Source organism: Streptomyces sp. NPDC040432 (assembly GCF_055595445.1).
This window is the reverse complement of record NZ_JBVIVP010000001.1, coordinates 412,655-427,694: the sequence shown is the minus strand read 5'-3', so window position 1 is coordinate 427,694 and position 15,040 is coordinate 412,655. Positions and strand designations below refer to the sequence as shown.

Below are 15,040 nucleotides of genomic sequence, written 5' to 3'. Positions count from 1 at the left end.
CCGAACGTTCATTCGGTAGAGTGCCGGACCCGGCGAGGTAAATCAATGACTCGAACGAGTGATCGTTACGGGTGGTCTCCTGAGCGGCGCCCGCCCGGGTGGCGGCGTACGGTCGAAGGAGGTGCCCCCGCCGGAGGAGGCGCGAAGGGAGGCGGCGGCCATGTCCGTCATCGACCCCGCGGTATCGGTCCGCCTCAGCGCGTCCGAAGCGCGCCGCCTGGCCGGGTTGCTGGCCGAGGTGGCCCACCTGCTGGAGGATTCGGGTCCGCAGCGGCTCGCGGATGCCCAGGCCGAGACCCTCGGTCAGGGCGCCGGTCGTCCCGAACTCGCCGGCTGGGCCCGCGGAGTCGCGGCCGAACTCCGCGCGCAGGTCTGACCACCGGAACCGCGCCGGCGCCCGCGGACACCGGTACGGCAGCGTTGCCCGCTCCCGCTCTCGCTCCCGCTCCCGCTCCCACCCCCGCCGATGTCGGTGCGAGCCGGGTCCCTACCGCACGCCGTGCACGCACCCGGAGGCAGGCGCCAGCCGGCGCTCGGTGCCCGGCGCCCGCACGGGGCGCCGCACCGCACGGGCCCGGTACCCGCGGCGCCGGATGACCCGGCAGGACCCTGGAACCGCGGCCCCGAATGACAGGGCCACCGCGATGCGGGGTCACCGCCACGCATGGCCACTGTCACGCAGCCCGGCACGTACGGAACCGGATCGCCCGCCTCGGCACGCACGGCCCCGGGGGGCGCGGCCCGGAAGTGCGAGCCCGGTTCGGTGCTCGCGTCGCCGAACGGGGCGATCCGGTCGAGTGCCCGGCGCACCACCGCGCGCGGGCCGGGCCCGCGGAGCGCCATCCCCCCGGGGCCCCGCGACGTGCCCGGTTCGCTCCGTCGATGGGCCGCCCACCGGCCCGCCGTCGATGGTCGCTCCACCGGCGGACCGTCCACCGGCAGGCTGCCCACCGGCCCCGTCACCCGTAACCGGGCGCCGCCCGTTCACGTCGCCGTCGCCCCCTGAGCGCTCCGCTCAGCCCGCGGAGTCCGCCTCCGTCGCCACCGACCGCGCCCAGCGGTAGTCCGCCTTGCCGCTCGGCGAGCGCTGGATCGCGTCGGTGATGACCAGCTGGCGCGGGATCTTGTACCCGGCCAGCCGGGTCCGACAGTGGCTCTGGATCACGTCCAGCGTCGGCTCGGTCGCACCCGCCCGTACCTGCACCACCGCGGCGACGTGACTGCCCCAGGTCGGGTCCGGGACGCCCGCGACCAGGGCGTCGTACACGTCCGGATGCGACTTGAGGGCCTGCTCGACCTCCTCCGGGTAGACCTTCTCGCCGCCCGTGTTGATGCACTGCGAGCCGCGGCCGAGGACCGTGACGATGCCTTCCTCGTCGACCGTCGCCATGTCGCCGAGCAGCACCCAACGCTCCTCGCCCTTGCGGAAGAAGGTCTCGGCGGTCTTCGCCGGGTCGTTGTAGTACCCGAGCGGGACGTGACCGCGCTGCGCGAGCCGGCCCGGGACGCCCACCGCCACCGGCTCGTACGTGACGGGGTCCACCACCCGGGTGCGGTCGTTGACCTCCAGCCGGAACCCCCGCTCGGGACCGGAGTCGTTCGTGGCCTTGCCGTTGGATCCGGACTCCGACGACCCGAAGTTGTTCAGGAGCAGCGCGTTCGGAACCAGCCGCTGGAACTCGGCGCGCACCGTCTCCGACATGATCGCCCCGGACGACGAGACGCTGAACAGCGAGGAGAGGTCCGTCCCCTCCATGGGCCCGTTGAGGGCGTCGATGAGCGGACGCAGCATCGCGTCGCCCACCAGCGACACGCTCGACACCTTCTCCTTCTCGATGGTGCGCAGGACCTCCTCCGGGACGTACTTGCGGTGGATGACCACCCGCTGCCCGTAGTTGAACGCGATGAACGAGGTCAGGGTCGAGGTGCCGTGCATCAGCGGGGGAGCGGGGAAGAAGGTCAGGCCGGCGCCCCGCGAGGCGACCCGCTCGGCCAGCTCCTCCGGTCGCTTCACCGGTTCCCCGGTCGGCTCCCCGCCGAAGAGCCCCGCGAAGAAGAGGTCCTCGGCCCGCCACATGACGCCCTTGGGCATGCCGGTCGTGCCGCCGGTGTAGATGATGAACAGGTCGTCGGCGCTGCGCGCGGGGAACCCGCGGTCGGGGGATCCGGCCGCCTCCGCGTCCTGGTACGCGACGGGCTCGATCGCCGGTCGCGGGGCCCCCTCGGGAACCGCGCCGACGCGGACCAGGTGTCGGAGCCGCGGCGTCTGCGGCAGCGCGGCCGCGACCCGCTCCGTGAACTCGCCCTCGAAGACCAGGGCGGCGAGGTCGGCGTCGTTGTAGAGGTAGACCAGCTCCTCCTCCACGTAGCGGTAGTTGACGTTCACCGGCACGAGTCGGGCCTTCAAGCAGGCCAGCACGGTCTGCAGGTATTCGACGCCGTTGTACAGGTGCAGGCCCAGGTGCTCGCCGGGCTCCAGCCCGCTGTCCAGCAGGTGGTGTGCGAGTCGGTTGGCCGCCGCGTCCAACTCGGCGTAGGTGAGCCGGCGCTCCGCGCCGGTGCCCGGGTGGTCCACGTACACGAGGGCCTCGCGGTCCGGGACCACGTCCACGACCGACTCGAACAGGTCGGCAAGGTTGTACTCCACCGTTCCTCCTGACCCTGGTGACATCTGGTGCCGGGCCCGTGTCCGGGCCCGGTCCGGTCCGCTTCGGCGGTCATTACAGCGCCGCCGCACGGAAGTGGGAAGGGAGTCGCCCAAGAAAACTGACTGTGTGTCAGAAAACTATTGAACTGCACCCGCCCCTACTGCAACCTGTTCTAGGTCTTGAGACGGGAGGACGGCAATGGGTGGGACGGAACACCTGACCGTGGAACGCCACGGAGCCACGCTGGTGCTCACCATGAACAGGCCGGAAGCGAAGAACGCGCTCTCGCTTCCGCTGTTGGTGGGGCTGTACGACGGCTGGTTGGAGGCGGACGCCGACGACGCGATCCGCTCCGTGGTACTGACCGGTGCGGGCGGGGACTTCTGCGCCGGCATGGACCTGAAGGCCCTCGCGGGCAAGGGCATGGCGGGGGACCACTACCGCGACCGGCTGAAGGCCGACCCGGACCTGCACTGGAAGGCGATGCTCCGCCACCACCGGCCCCGCAAGCCGGTGATCGCGGCCGTCGAGGGGTACTGCGTCGCGGGCGGCACCGAGATCCTCCAGGGCACCGACATCCGGGTCGCCGGCGCCGGGGCGACCTTCGGGCTCTTCGAGGTCAAGCGCGGCCTGTTCCCGATCGGTGGCTCCACGGTGCGGCTGCCCCGGCAGATCCCGCGCACGCACGCCCTGGAGATGCTGCTGACCGGCCGCCCCTACTCGGCGGAGGAGGCGGCACGGATCGGGCTGATCGGACGGGTCGTGCCCGACGGGACCGCCCTGGAGGCGGCCCTGGAGATCGCCGGACGCGTCAACGCGTGCGGGCCCCTCGCGGTCGAGGCCGTCAAGGCGTCCGTCTACGAGAGCGCCGACATGACGGAGACGGACGGCCTCGCCGCCGAACTGACCCGGGGCTGGCCGGTCTTCGACACCGCCGACGCGAAGGAGGGCGCCCGGGCCTTCGCCGAGAAGCGACCGCCGGTGTACCGCCGAGCCTGACCGGGCCGCCCTCGCGGCGATCCCGACCGGCGCCCCGGCCCGCCCGGCTCGGGACCGTCCCGCGCCGTACCGCCCCGACCCCTCCCGCCCCACCCGTCCCCCGGAGAATCGGAGACCCCCATGACAGCCGCCGCGTCCCCACCCGAGGTGCTGCGCGCGCCCCTCGTCGTCGAGTTCCCCTTCACCCGGTCCCTCGGCCCCGTCCAGAGCGCCTTCCTCACCGGCCTGCGCGAAGGCGTCGTCCTCGGCGTGCGGACCTCCGACGGCAAGGTGATGGTGCCGCCCACCGAGTACGACCCCGTCACCGCCGAGGAGATCCGCGAACTCGTCGAGGTCGCCGCCACCGGAACCGTCACCACGTGGGCCTGGAACGGCGAACCCCGCCCCCAACAGCCCCTCACCACCCCCTTCGCCTGGGTCCTGGTCCGACTCGACGGCGCCGACACGGCGATCCTGCACGTCCTCGACGCCCCCGGCCCCGAAGCCGTCACCACCGGCATGCGCGTCCGCGTCCGCTGGGCCGACCGGCGGACCGGCGCCATCACCGACATCGCCTGCTTCGAGCCGGACGAAGGACCTGCCGAGGATCCGCACACCGCTCCCCGGCGCGACGCCACCCCCCACGACGGGCTCTTCGACGACGCCGTCACCGGCATCGTCGCCGAGGCCCGCCTGGACTACACGTACAGCCCCGGCCGAGCCCAGACCGCCTACATCGGCGCCCTCTCGGAACGCAGGACCGTCGGCGAGCGGTGCCCCTCCTGCCACAAGGTGTACGTCCCGCCGCGCGGCGCCTGCCCCACCTGCGGGGTCGCGACCACCGACCGCGTCGAGGTGGGACCGGCCGGCACGGTCACCACCTACTGCATCGTCAACATCAAGGCGAAGAACCTCGACATCGAAGTCCCCTACGTCTACGCCCACATCGCCCTCGACGGAGCCGACCTCGCCCTCCACGGCCGGATCGGCGGCATCCCGTACGACCGGGTCCGCATGGGCCTGCGCGTCGAACCCGTCTGGACGGACGGCGGCGGCTACCCCGACCACTACCGCCCCACCGGCGAGCCGGACGCGGACTACGACGCGTACAAGGAGCTCATCTGATGTCCGCCACGCCGAGGACCCGGCGCCACGCCCGCGAGGTGGCCGTCATCGCCTTCGCACAGAGCGACCACCTGCGCCGCACCGACGAACTCAGCGAAGTCGAGATCGTCATGCCGGTCATCCACCAGGTACTGGAACGGACCGGCCTCAAGGCCAAGGAGATCGGCTTCACCTGCTCCGGCTCCAGCGACTACCTCGCCGGCCGGGCCTTCTCCTTCACCATGACCCTCGACGGGGTCGGCGCCTGGCCCCCGATCTCCGAGTCGCACGTCGAGATGGACGGCGCCTGGGCCCTCTACGAGGCCTGGGTCAAGCTCCAGACCGGCGAGGCGGACACCGCGCTCGTCTACTCGTACGGGAAGTCCTCCCCGGGCCCCCTGCGTGACGTCCTCACCCGCCAGCTCGACCCCTACTACCTCGCCCCGCTCTGGCCCGACTCCGTGGCCCTGGCCGCCCTCCAGGCCCGGGCGCTGATCGACGCGGGCGACACCGACGAGGAGGCCCTGGCCGCCATCGCCGCCCGCAGCCGGGCCGCCGCCGCGGACAACCCGCACGCCCAACTCGCCGGCGAGGTCCCGCAGGGCGACCACCTGGTGGCGCCGCTGCGCACCGGCGACTGCCCGCCCATCGGTGACGGCGCCGCCGCGGTGATCCTGGCGGCCGGCGACGCCGCCCGGCGGCTCTGCGAACGCCCCGCCTGGATCACCGGCATCGACCACCGCATCGAGGCCCACGCGCTCGGCCTGCGCGACCTCACGGACTCCCCGTCCACGCGTCTCGCCGCCGAACGCGCCGGCTTCTTCGAGGCGCCCGTCGACACGGCGGAACTGCACGCGCCGTTCACCTCGCAGGAGGTCGTGCTCCGCAAGGCCCTCGGCCTCGGCGACACCGTGGACGTCAACCCCTCGGGCGGCCCGCTCGCCGCCAACCCGGTCATGGCCGCCGGCCTGATCCGGATCGGCGAGGCCGCCGCCCGGATCCACCGCGGCGAGTCCGACCGGGCCGTCGCCCACGCCACCTCCGGACCCTGCCTCCAGCAGAACCTGGTCGCCGTCCTGGAAGGAGACCCCCGTTGAGTACGACGAACACGACGGGCAAGGAGCCGGTGGCCGTCGTCGGCATCGGCCAGACCAAGCACGTGGCCGCCCGCCACGACGTCTCCATCGCCGGGCTGGTCCGCGAGGCCGCGAGCCGCGCCCTCGCGGACGCCGAACTGACCTGGGCCGACATCGACGCGGTCGTCATCGGCAAGGCCCCCGACTTCTTCGAGGGGGTGATGATGCCCGAGCTGTACCTGGCGGACGCCCTCGGCGCGGTCGGCAAACCGATGCTCCGCGTGCACACGGCGGGCTCCGTCGGCGGTTCGACCGCCCTCGTCGCCTCCAACCTGATCGCCGCCCGCGTCCACCGGACCGTCCTCACCCTGGCCTTCGAGAAGCAGTCCGAGTCCAACGCCATGTGGGGGCTGTCCCTGCCCGTCCCCTTCCAGCAGCCGCTGCTCGCCGGGGCGGGCGGGTTCTTCGCCCCGCACGTGCGCGCCTACATGCGGCGCACCGGCGCACCCGACGCGGTCGGCTCCCTCGTCGCCTACAAGGACCGGCGCAACGCGCTGAAGAACCCGTACGCCCACCTCCACGAGCACGACATCACCCTGGAGAAGGTCCAGGCGTCGCCGATGCTGTGGGACCCGATCCGCTACTCCGAGACCTGCCCGTCCTCCGACGGAGCCTGCGCGATGATCCTCACCGACCGGGCGGGCGCGGACCGTTCGCCGCACCCGGCGGCGTGGGTCCACGGCGGCGCCATGCGCAGCGAGCCGACCCTGTTCGCGGGCAAGGACTTCGTCTCGCCGCAGGCCGGCAAGGACTGCGCGGCCGACGTCTACCGGCAGGCCGGGATCACCGACCCGCGGCGGGAGATCGACGCGGTGGAGATGTACGTCCCGTTCTCCTGGTACGAGCCGATGTGGCTGGAGAACCTGGGCTTCGCACAGGAGGGCGAGGGCTGGAAGCTCACCGAGGCCGGTGTCACCGAACTCGACGGGGACCTCCCCGTGAACCCCTCGGGCGGGGTGCTGTCCACCAACCCGATCGGCGCCTCCGGAATGATCCGCTTCGCGGAGGCGGCGCTCCAGGTCCGGGGCCGGGCCGGCGAGCACCAGGTGCCGGACGCCCGCCGGGCGATGGGACACGCGTACGGCGGCGGGGCGCAGTTCTTCGCGATGTGGCTGGTCGGCTCCGAACCCCCGACCACCTGACCGGCGCCGCCCGCGCACCGGCCGGGATCGGTCGGGGCGTGGGCCGGCGGCGGCGATGGCCGTCGGGCTGCTGTCCGGTGGCCGCCCGGTGGCCGCCCGGTGGCCGCCCGACGGCGGACCGACGTCCGGCCACCGCGTGCCGCGGGTGGCCTGTGCGGCACCCGTCGCGATGGCTACCCTGGGCGGCCGGACGACGTACCGGGAGGAGCACGCACGTGGCCGAGAGCATGATTTCGCGACCCCTCGCAGGCTGGGGCAGGCCCGACCTCGATCTCAGCGGCGCGGACTGGCAGCCGGGCAGCCGAGGGGTGGGCGACGTCCAGATCGCCTTCGTCGAGGGGTTCATCGCGATGCGCGACAGCGAGCGCCCCGACGACCCTTCGGTGATCTTCGCGCCGGACGAGTGGCGCAAGTTCGTCGTGCAGGCACGGGTCGGCCGCTACGGCCCGACCTGACCCGACCCGATCCCACGGCCCGACCCCAACCCGACCGGCCGACCCGGTCCGACCTGTCCCCGGGCCGGCCGGGAGCACGTGATCGGCCTCCTGAAGGCCGAGAACACGACGCCCGCGGACGTCCGCGCCGGACCGGACCGGTCCCGCCCCCGGTGACGCCGCCGCTACGGCGCCGCCCGGGCCGGCGGCGGCGACGGGCGCAGCCGCTCCACGAGGAGCGGCCACCGCACGGCCAGTACCAGCGTCCACACCAGCGCCACCGGGCCCCAGTCGGCGGAGACCGCGCACAGCGCCGCCACCAGCACCAGCGCGGGGCCCACCAGCAGCGACGTCCGAGCCGCGCCCCGACCCGAACACGCGGCAGCCAGCCCCGCGATCAGCAGGTACACGCCCAGGGTCGCGCACATCAGCCACCGCACGGCGGCCGGTACGGTGCCGTCCGCGTACGTCACCGCGTCGCCCGCAGCCGCGGCGAACGCCGCCACCGACCCGGCCACGAAGCAGTGCAGCGGGAGCGCCAGCCGCAGCGGGAGGGCGTCCACCGCGAGCAGCGGGATCCCGTCGGCCCCGTGCCGCAACGACAGCGACCACAACTGGAGGAGCAGCACGAAGGCGCCGACGCCCACCCCGCACAGCGCCCAGTCCCACTCCGCCACCGAGGCCGCCGCGACCATCTGCGCGATGGCCTCGCCCAGCACGATCAGCACGAACAGACCGAGCCGCTCCCCGAGGTGCGGAGCGTCCGGCACGGCCGCACGCGGTACGGGTCCCTTCCGCTCCCCGCGTGCCCCGGTGGCCGCGTACTCCTGCTCCACGCGCGCGGTGACCTTCTGGGCGGAGACCGTGAACATCACGACCAGGTCGATGGCCAGCCCCAGCGCCCACAAGGCGTAACGGAGCGTCCCCTCGCACCACATCGACACGATCCACGGCGTCAACCCCATGCCCACCTGGGTGATCGGCAGGTCGGCCACGTACTCCCCCCGCCGCCCCCACGCCTTGCCCGCCAGGGACCGCACCACGATGTAGGCGAGGGCGAAGGCCCACGCCTTGTCCTCGCGCACACCGTGCACCGAGGCCGCCATCACCGCCATCCCGAACATCCCGGCCAGGACGATGCGGGTGCCGGCCTGCTCGCCCGTGACGTTCCCGTACACCGTGAACAGCATCCAACCCGTCCAGAAGGCCAGGAACATCACCGTGTACAGGGCGAGATCGGCCCATCCCGGCCCCCCGTGCAGCAGGTGCGCCAGCTGGGCCACTCCGGCCACCGCCGTCAGGTCGAAGAACAGCTCCAGCCAGGAAGCGTGCCGTTCCCCCGGCTCGTGCGCCACCGGGACCACCGATTCGGTCATATCGGGATGATAGGTAGGGTGGGCGCATGAGCGGAGAGAGCGACCTGAGGAAACTGCTGAGCGGCATGCGCCCGGAACTGGACGAGGGCAGGTACGTCTTCTGCACCCTCCCCGGAGTCACCCGCGCACCCGACGGACTCACCCCCGTCGCCACCGTCCTGGAGGCCGAGGGCCTCACCCTGGTCCTGCGGCAGGAGGAGGCCGACGCCGCCGGGCTCGCCTACGACTGGACGGCCGGCCGGATCACCCTGCGGATCCACTCCGCCCTCGACGCCGTGGGCCTGACCGGAGCCTTCGCCGCCGAACTGGCGGCCCACGGACTCAGCTGCAACGTCGTCGCCGGTTACCACCACGACCATCTGTTCGTGGCCGCCGACCGGGCCGCCGAAGCGGTCTCCGTACTGGAGGAACTCGCCACCCGTTCGGCGGAATAGCGAAATCCGGAAAACATTCCGATCTTTCCCGAGCTCAGGCCCTCCCCGGCGCACGCGCGGGCGTACGCTGACCTTCCGAACAGGCCTGGGGGGTACCAGCCATGACGGACCGCCGGACCCGGACACGGCGCACCATCTTCGAACGCGAAGCGGAACTCGTCGCCGTCGATGAGGCCCTCGACCGGCTCACCGATCCCGGCCCGGACACCGGCGGCGCCCTGCTCGCGCTCTCCGGACCGGCCGGCCTCGGCAAGACGACACTGCTCGCCGAAGTGCGCCGCCGGGCGCTGGCCCGCGACTGCACGCTGCTCGCCGCCCGCGGCGGCGAGCAGGAGCAGAGCCAGCCCTTCCACGTCGCCCGCCAGCTCGTCCAGCCCCAGCTGGCCGGCCGCTCCGAGGCCGCCCTGCGCGAGGCCCTCGGCAGCTGGTACGCCATCGTCGGCCCCGCTCTCGGCCTGTGCGCCCCCGAGGGCGCCCCGCCCGACCCCCAGGGCCTGCGGGACGGCCTCGACTGGGTCCTCACCCACCTCACCGTCCAGCGGCCCCCCGTCGTCCTCGTCCTCGACGACGCCCACTGGGCCGATGCCGAATCCCTGGGCTGGCTCGCCGCCTTCGCCCCGCGCGCCGAGCACCTGCCGCTGCTCCTCGTCGTCGCCTACCGACCCGACGAACTGCCCGCGCACGCCGAGTCCTTCCGCACCCTGCCCGGCCGGGCCGGACAGCGCCCCCTGACCCTCGCCCCGCTCAGCGCCGCCGCCGTCTCCACCCTGATCCGCGAGGCGGTCGGCGACCACGCCGACGACGCCTTCTGCCAGGAGGCGTGGGCCGTCACCACCGGCAACCCCTTCGAAGCCGTCGAACTCACGGCCAAGGTCCGCGACAAGGGCCTGCCCCCGGTCGAGGCCAGCGCCCCGCTGCTGCGCGACCTCGTCGCCGCGCAGCGCGGCAGCGGCCTCGTCGCCCGCCTCCAGAGCCTCGGGCCCTCCACCGTCCGCTTCGCCTGGGCCTGCTCCGTCCTCGGCACCGCCATCCCGCAGCAGATCGCCGCCCGCGTCGCCGGTCTCGGCACCGAGGAAGCCGCCGACGCCACCCTCCGACTGCGCGACGCCCGCATCCTGTCCGCGGCCCCCGAGGACGGCGACGCCGGACTGGAGTTCGTCCACCCCCTCATAGCCACCGCGATCTACCGCGGCATCCCCAACGCCCTGCGCGTCGCCCTCCACGGCAAGACCGCGTCCGCCGTCGTCGACGCCGGGCTCGGCTCCTCCGCCGCAGCCCGACACCTCCTGGAAACCCAGCCGGAGAACGACCCCTGGGTGGTGCGCACCCTGCGCGAGGCCGCCGCCGCGAACCTCCGGGCCGGCGCCCCCGAGGCCGCCCGCCGCCAACTCGCCCGCGCCCTCCAGGAACCCCCGGACTTCGACGAACGCGCCGCCGTGCTCTACGAACTGGGCTGCGCCTCCCTGCTCACCGAACCCGCCAACACCGTCAACCACCTGCGGGCCGCGCTCGCCGAACCCTTCGACGACCCGGCCCTGCGCCAGGGCATCGTCATCCGCCTCGCCCAGGTCCTCTCCCACAGCGACCTCCTGTCCGAAGCCTCCGAACTGCTCGCCCGGGAGATCCCGCACACCCAGGACGCCCGCGCCCGACTGCGTCTGCAGTCCGAGCAGTTCATGTGGGACGCCTTCAACGCGGCCGAATCCGACTCCCCGGCCCGCTCCCGCCGCCTCACCAAGCTCGCCGAACACCTCACCGGCCGCGACCTCACCGAGCGGTACGTCATCGGGCTCCGCGCCTGGGACGCCTGCCTGCGCGGCGAACCCGTCGAGGTGGTCCTGCACCACGCGGACCGGGTCCTGGAGGAACACTTCAGCTGGGCGCACGAGGACCGCGGCTTCGAGGTCCCCGTACTGACCGCCATGGTCCACATGTACGCGGACCGGCCCGGCCGGGCGGAGGAACTCTTCGACGCGGGCACCGCCGAGTTCGAGCGACAGGGCTGGTACGGCGCCCACCTGTCCTTCGCGCACAGCCTCCGCGGCTACATCCGCTTCCGCCGGGGCCGGCTCGTCGAGGCCGAGGAACTGGCCCGCACCGGCCTGCGGCTCGCCGAACGCGTGGGCCGCCGCACGCCCGTGCACTGGTACGCCATCACGATCCTCATCACCACCCTCATCGCCCGCGGCCGGACCGAGGAAGCCCGGGAACTGGCCCACGAACACGACTTCGGGGAGCCCTTCCCGGCCGCCGTCGTCTTCCCCGACTCCCAGACCGTCCACGCCGAACTGTTGCTCGCCCGCGGTGACCGCAAGGCGGCCATCGCCGAACTCGAAGCCGTCGACCGACGGCTCACCCCGCGCGGCATCCAGAACCCGTCGTGGTGCCCCTGGCAGCTGCACCTGGCCCTGGCCGTCGCCCCCGAGGACCCGACGAGGGCCAGGGCGCTGGCCGCCGACGCCCTGCGCCGGGCCCGGGCCTTCGGGGCCCCCTCCGGCATAGGACAGGCCCTGCGGGTCTCGGCCGACGTCGCCGATCCGCAGGACAGGCTGCCGCTGCTGCGCGAGGCCGTCACCCTGCTCGCGACCTCCCCGGCCGGCTACGAACTGGCCCTCGCGCTGACCTCGCTCGGCACCGAACTCCAGGACCGGGCCCTCCTCACCCGCGCGCTCCTCACCAGCCGAGAGTGCGGCGCGGACGCGCTCACCACCACCCTCACGAACCGGCTGCTCACCCTCGGCGGGGAGCTGCCCTGCGGCTCCTCCTGGGAGGACGAGCCGACCCCGGAGGAACTGAGCGCCGCCGCCGCCGTGATCGAGGGCCTCCCCTCCCAGGACGGCCCCGAACTGTCCGCCGTCTGCCGCAAACTGGGCACCGATCCCGCCGGACTCGCGGACGCGCTGGCCGCGTTCGCCCGCGGCGGGAGATGAACCGGACCCCGTCCTGACCGGCGCCGTCGGGCCACCAGGATCCGGAGGCCCGGACCGCGCGAGTCCGGTACGGGACGGTTCACCTCCCTTCCACTCCGCCGCCCCGTGTGCCGACGGAGTGCAAGGAGGACGCCCGTCCCAGGGCCCGGGTCACACCGCTCCGACACCGGCCCGACCGCGGACCCGGTCGCCCGCACCGCGGAGGTGACGCCCCCGGCCGCCCGGCGGACACCGGGGAGCTTCGCCTCCGTGCCGCCGGTCCACCCCGATCACACCGGTCCGCGACCGAGACCGGCCCGTCCGCCCGTGCCCCGGTCGGGTAAGGAGCGGATTCCCGCGAAGGCCCGTACCCGCAGGTCCGGGATGTCCGGGACGGTCGGGCCCCGGGGCCCCCGCGCCGGAAAACGCGCGCGGCCACGTACCATGGCGACATGTCCTTCCTCCGCCGCCACCGCGCCGCCACACCCGCCGGCCCGGACTTCGACGTCCTGGCCATGGACCCGGGGGACTGGCCGGGCAACCTCGGGGCCGGGCTTCTCCCCGCCCCCGACGGCAGCTGCCAGGGCGTCTTCCTGCGCTACGACCTGTTCGGCGGCCGCGGCCCCGCGATGATCATCGGCAACCTTCCCGAGGGGTCCCCCGCCCGGGACCTCGCCGAGGGCGAGGTCCCCTTCGAGGTGGCCCAGCTCCTCGACGCCCTTGAGAACGAGGAGGAGGTCGAGGTCACCGGCTCGGAGGACTGCCCCGTGATGCAGGGCGACAACCTCCTCATCGTCCGCAAGGTCAAGCTCTCCGAGAGCCGGATCTCCTGCGTGCAGTTCGACCGCAGCGACAACGTCCTCGTGACCATCGCCAGCTGGGACCGGCCGATCACCGACGACCTCTACGCGCTGCTCAAGCCGCTCCCCGCCGAGCTGTTCCAGCAGGGCTGAGCCCGACCGGGCCGCGCGCCGAGAGCGCTACGGCCCGGTCCGCGTCACGCGTCCGCGATGTCGTTCGCCGCCACGTAGCCGAACGTCATCGCGGGCCCGATCGTCGATCCGGCCCCCGCGTAGCTGTGGCCCATGACAGCCGCGCTCGCGTTGCCCGCCGCCCACAGACCCCGGATCACGGTGCCGTCCGGCCGCAGCGCCCGCGCCCGCGCGTCCGTCACGATGCCGCCCTTCGTCCCCAGGTCACCGGGCACGATCTTGAAGGCGTAGAACGGTGGCACCCAGACCGGCGCCAGGCACGAGTTCGGGTGCACGTTCGGGTCCGTGTAGTAGTGGTCGTACGCCGTGTCACCCCGGTGGTGGTCCGTGTCCTCGCCGCTCCACGCCTGGGCGTTGAACCGGTTGAGCGTGGCCCGCAGGGCGCCCGCCGGCACCCCGATCCGGCCCGCGAGGGCGTCCCAGGTCCACGCCTTGTGCGCGGCTCCCGTCGCGTACCAGGAGTCGGGGAAGGGCAGGGTCGGCAGGATGTCCTTGAACAGGTACTTGTTGCGGTAGTGCTGGTCCACGATCAGCCAGGCGGGGATGTGCGAACCGGTGGAGCCCCGGTCCTTCTCGTACATGACGTGCACCACGTCACTGTAGGGGGCCGCCTCGTTCACGAAGCGGGCGCCCGCCCGGTTGACGATCAAGCCACCGGGCAGGGTCCGCTCCGCCAGACAGAAGTACGGTTCCCCGGGCAGCGGGATCGACGGTCCCCACCAGGCGTCCTCCATCAACGCCAGCTCGGCGCCGACGCGTTGACCCGCGCGGATGCCGTCACCGGTGTTCTCCTTCGCCCCGACCGACCACTGGGTGCCGATCGGCTGCTGCTGGTACTGCGCCCGCATCTGCGCGTTGTGTTCGAAGCCACCGGAGCCGATCACCACCCCCTTGCGGGCCCGCACGACACCCCGTACGCCGGCCTGCTCCACCACCACGCCCGTGACCGCGCCACCCTCCTGGACGAGGTCCACCAGCGGGCTGTTCAACCACACCGGGACGCCGGCCCGCTGCAGGCCGGCGCGCAGCCCGGTGGCCAGGGCCTGCCCCATGGTCAGCGGCTTCTCGCCGCGCAGGGCCGCGGCCGTCCCGCGCGCCAGGCACTCGGCGGACACGGCGAGCCCCCTCGCGCTGACCGCGGCGAGGTTCAGCCACTTGTAGTCCTGGCTGAACACCACCATCCCGGCCGGTACCGGCATGTACGCCGGATTCAGGTGCGCCAGCTCGGCGCCCAGGACGTTCCCGTCGATCTGGTCGGGCTCGATGGACCGGCCGTTCGGCAGGCCGCCGGGCAGGTTCGGGTAGTAGTCGCTGTAGCCGTCCATGAAGCGGAACCTCAGCGGGCTGTTCGCCATGACGAAGTCCAGCATCCGGGGCCCGTTCGCGAGGAACGCCTGCTGCCGGTCGGCCGGCACCTCGGGGCCCACCACCGCCGCGAGGTACGTCGCCGCCTTCTGCGGCGTGTCCGGCACCCCGGCACCCAGGATCACCGAGTTGTTCGGCAGCCAGATCCCGGCGCCGGAGCGGGCCGCCGAGCCGCCGAAGGTCGGGGCCTTCTCGACGACCAGGACGCTCAGGCCGCGTTTGGCCGCGGTCAGGGCGGCGGTCATCCCGGCGGCCCCCGACCCGACCACGACGACGTCGTACTCGCCGAGCGCCGCCCCGTCGGCCCGCGCGGCGGCCCCCGGCAACACGGTGGCCGCGAGCACCCCGGCCCCCGTCCCCGCGAGGACGGTCCGGCGGGAGGGCAGGGACGGTGGGGAGGGCGGGGACGTCGGGGCGGAACGGATGTGGTCGGGGCTTTCGGTCATGGGCGGGCTCCAGCGGAGAGGAGGAGGGGCGGCGGCTCCAGCATTTCTGATGCTGAGTCAGAAAAGGTGTTCGGGG

At 73.4% G+C, this 15,040-nt stretch carries 12 protein-coding genes; 9 read left to right on the top strand and 3 right to left on the bottom strand.

What is annotated here, in order from left to right:
* Nucleotides 1–160: 160 nt before the first annotated feature.
* The gene (locus ACZ58N_RS01970; protein WP_471154408.1) at nt 161–376 is read left to right on the top strand and encodes a hypothetical protein; all 216 of its coding nucleotides are present in this window, start codon (nt 161–163) and stop codon (nt 374–376) included.
* Nucleotides 377–1,015: 639 nt separating this feature from the next.
* Here the strand turns inward: ACZ58N_RS01970 and ACZ58N_RS01965 are convergent.
* The gene (locus ACZ58N_RS01965; RefSeq protein ID WP_471154406.1) at nt 1,016–2,647 is read right to left on the bottom strand and encodes an acyl-CoA synthetase; all 1,632 of its coding nucleotides are present in this window, start codon (nt 2,645–2,647) and stop codon (nt 1,016–1,018) included.
* A gap of 199 nt (nt 2,648–2,846) precedes the next feature.
* Between ACZ58N_RS01965 and ACZ58N_RS01960 the strand changes: the two genes are divergently transcribed.
* The 5 genes from ACZ58N_RS01960 (at nt 2,847) to ACZ58N_RS01940 (ending at nt 7,463) form a co-directional block, all read left to right on the top strand.
* Nucleotides 2,847–3,647 carry a crotonase/enoyl-CoA hydratase family protein gene (locus tag ACZ58N_RS01960; protein WP_471154403.1) on the top strand — a complete coding sequence of 267 codons (801 nt, stop codon included), beginning with the start codon at nt 2,847–2,849 and terminating at the stop codon, nt 3,645–3,647.
* A 120-nt stretch (nt 3,648–3,767) separates the two neighbouring features.
* Nucleotides 3,768–4,751, top strand: coding sequence for a Zn-ribbon domain-containing OB-fold protein (locus ACZ58N_RS01955; RefSeq protein ID WP_471154401.1), 984 nt, complete (start codon nt 3,768–3,770; stop codon nt 4,749–4,751).
* A complete protein-coding gene (locus ACZ58N_RS01950) occupies nt 4,751–5,827 on the top strand; it encodes a thiolase domain-containing protein (RefSeq protein WP_471154398.1) in 1,077 nt (358 codons plus the stop codon). The genes ACZ58N_RS01955 and ACZ58N_RS01950 overlap by 1 nt, the downstream gene beginning before the upstream one ends.
* Nucleotides 5,824–7,008, top strand: a complete 1,185-nt coding sequence (locus tag ACZ58N_RS01945) for a thiolase domain-containing protein (RefSeq protein ID WP_471154396.1) — start codon at nt 5,824–5,826, stop codon at nt 7,006–7,008. The genes ACZ58N_RS01950 and ACZ58N_RS01945 overlap by 4 nt, the downstream gene beginning before the upstream one ends.
* A 215-nt stretch (nt 7,009–7,223) precedes the next feature.
* A complete protein-coding gene (locus ACZ58N_RS01940) occupies nt 7,224–7,463 on the top strand; it encodes a DUF397 domain-containing protein (protein ID WP_471154393.1) in 240 nt (79 codons plus the stop codon).
* A gap of 164 nt (nt 7,464–7,627) precedes the next feature.
* Here ACZ58N_RS01940 and ACZ58N_RS01935 read toward each other — a convergent pair whose 3' ends face one another.
* Nucleotides 7,628–8,818 (bottom strand): low temperature requirement protein A, encoded by a 1,191-nt coding sequence (locus tag ACZ58N_RS01935; RefSeq protein WP_471154390.1) that lies wholly within the window; start codon nt 8,816–8,818, stop codon nt 7,628–7,630.
* A gap of 26 nt (nt 8,819–8,844) precedes the next feature.
* On the opposite strand from ACZ58N_RS01935, the gene ACZ58N_RS01930 reads away from it, so the two are divergent.
* The 3 genes from ACZ58N_RS01930 (at nt 8,845) to ACZ58N_RS01920 (ending at nt 13,114) form a co-directional block, all read left to right on the top strand.
* On the top strand, nt 8,845–9,252 hold the full coding sequence (locus ACZ58N_RS01930) for an ACT domain-containing protein (RefSeq protein WP_471154388.1): 408 nt from the start codon (nt 8,845–8,847) through the stop codon (nt 9,250–9,252).
* Between the two features lie 101 nt (nt 9,253–9,353).
* On the top strand, nt 9,354–12,182 hold the full coding sequence (locus ACZ58N_RS01925; protein WP_471154386.1) for an ATP-binding protein: 2,829 nt from the start codon (nt 9,354–9,356) through the stop codon (nt 12,180–12,182).
* Between the two features lie 431 nt (nt 12,183–12,613).
* Entirely contained in the window at nt 12,614–13,114 is a 501-nt protein-coding gene (locus ACZ58N_RS01920) for a hypothetical protein (RefSeq protein ID WP_281209983.1), read from the top strand.
* Between the two features lie 44 nt (nt 13,115–13,158).
* Here the strand turns inward: ACZ58N_RS01920 and kstD are convergent, their stop codons facing one another.
* Nucleotides 13,159–14,964 carry a 3-oxosteroid 1-dehydrogenase gene (gene kstD / locus ACZ58N_RS01915; protein WP_471154384.1) on the bottom strand — a complete coding sequence of 602 codons (1,806 nt, stop codon included), beginning with the start codon at nt 14,962–14,964 and terminating at the stop codon, nt 13,159–13,161.
* Between the last annotated feature and the right edge of the window lie 76 nt (nt 14,965–15,040).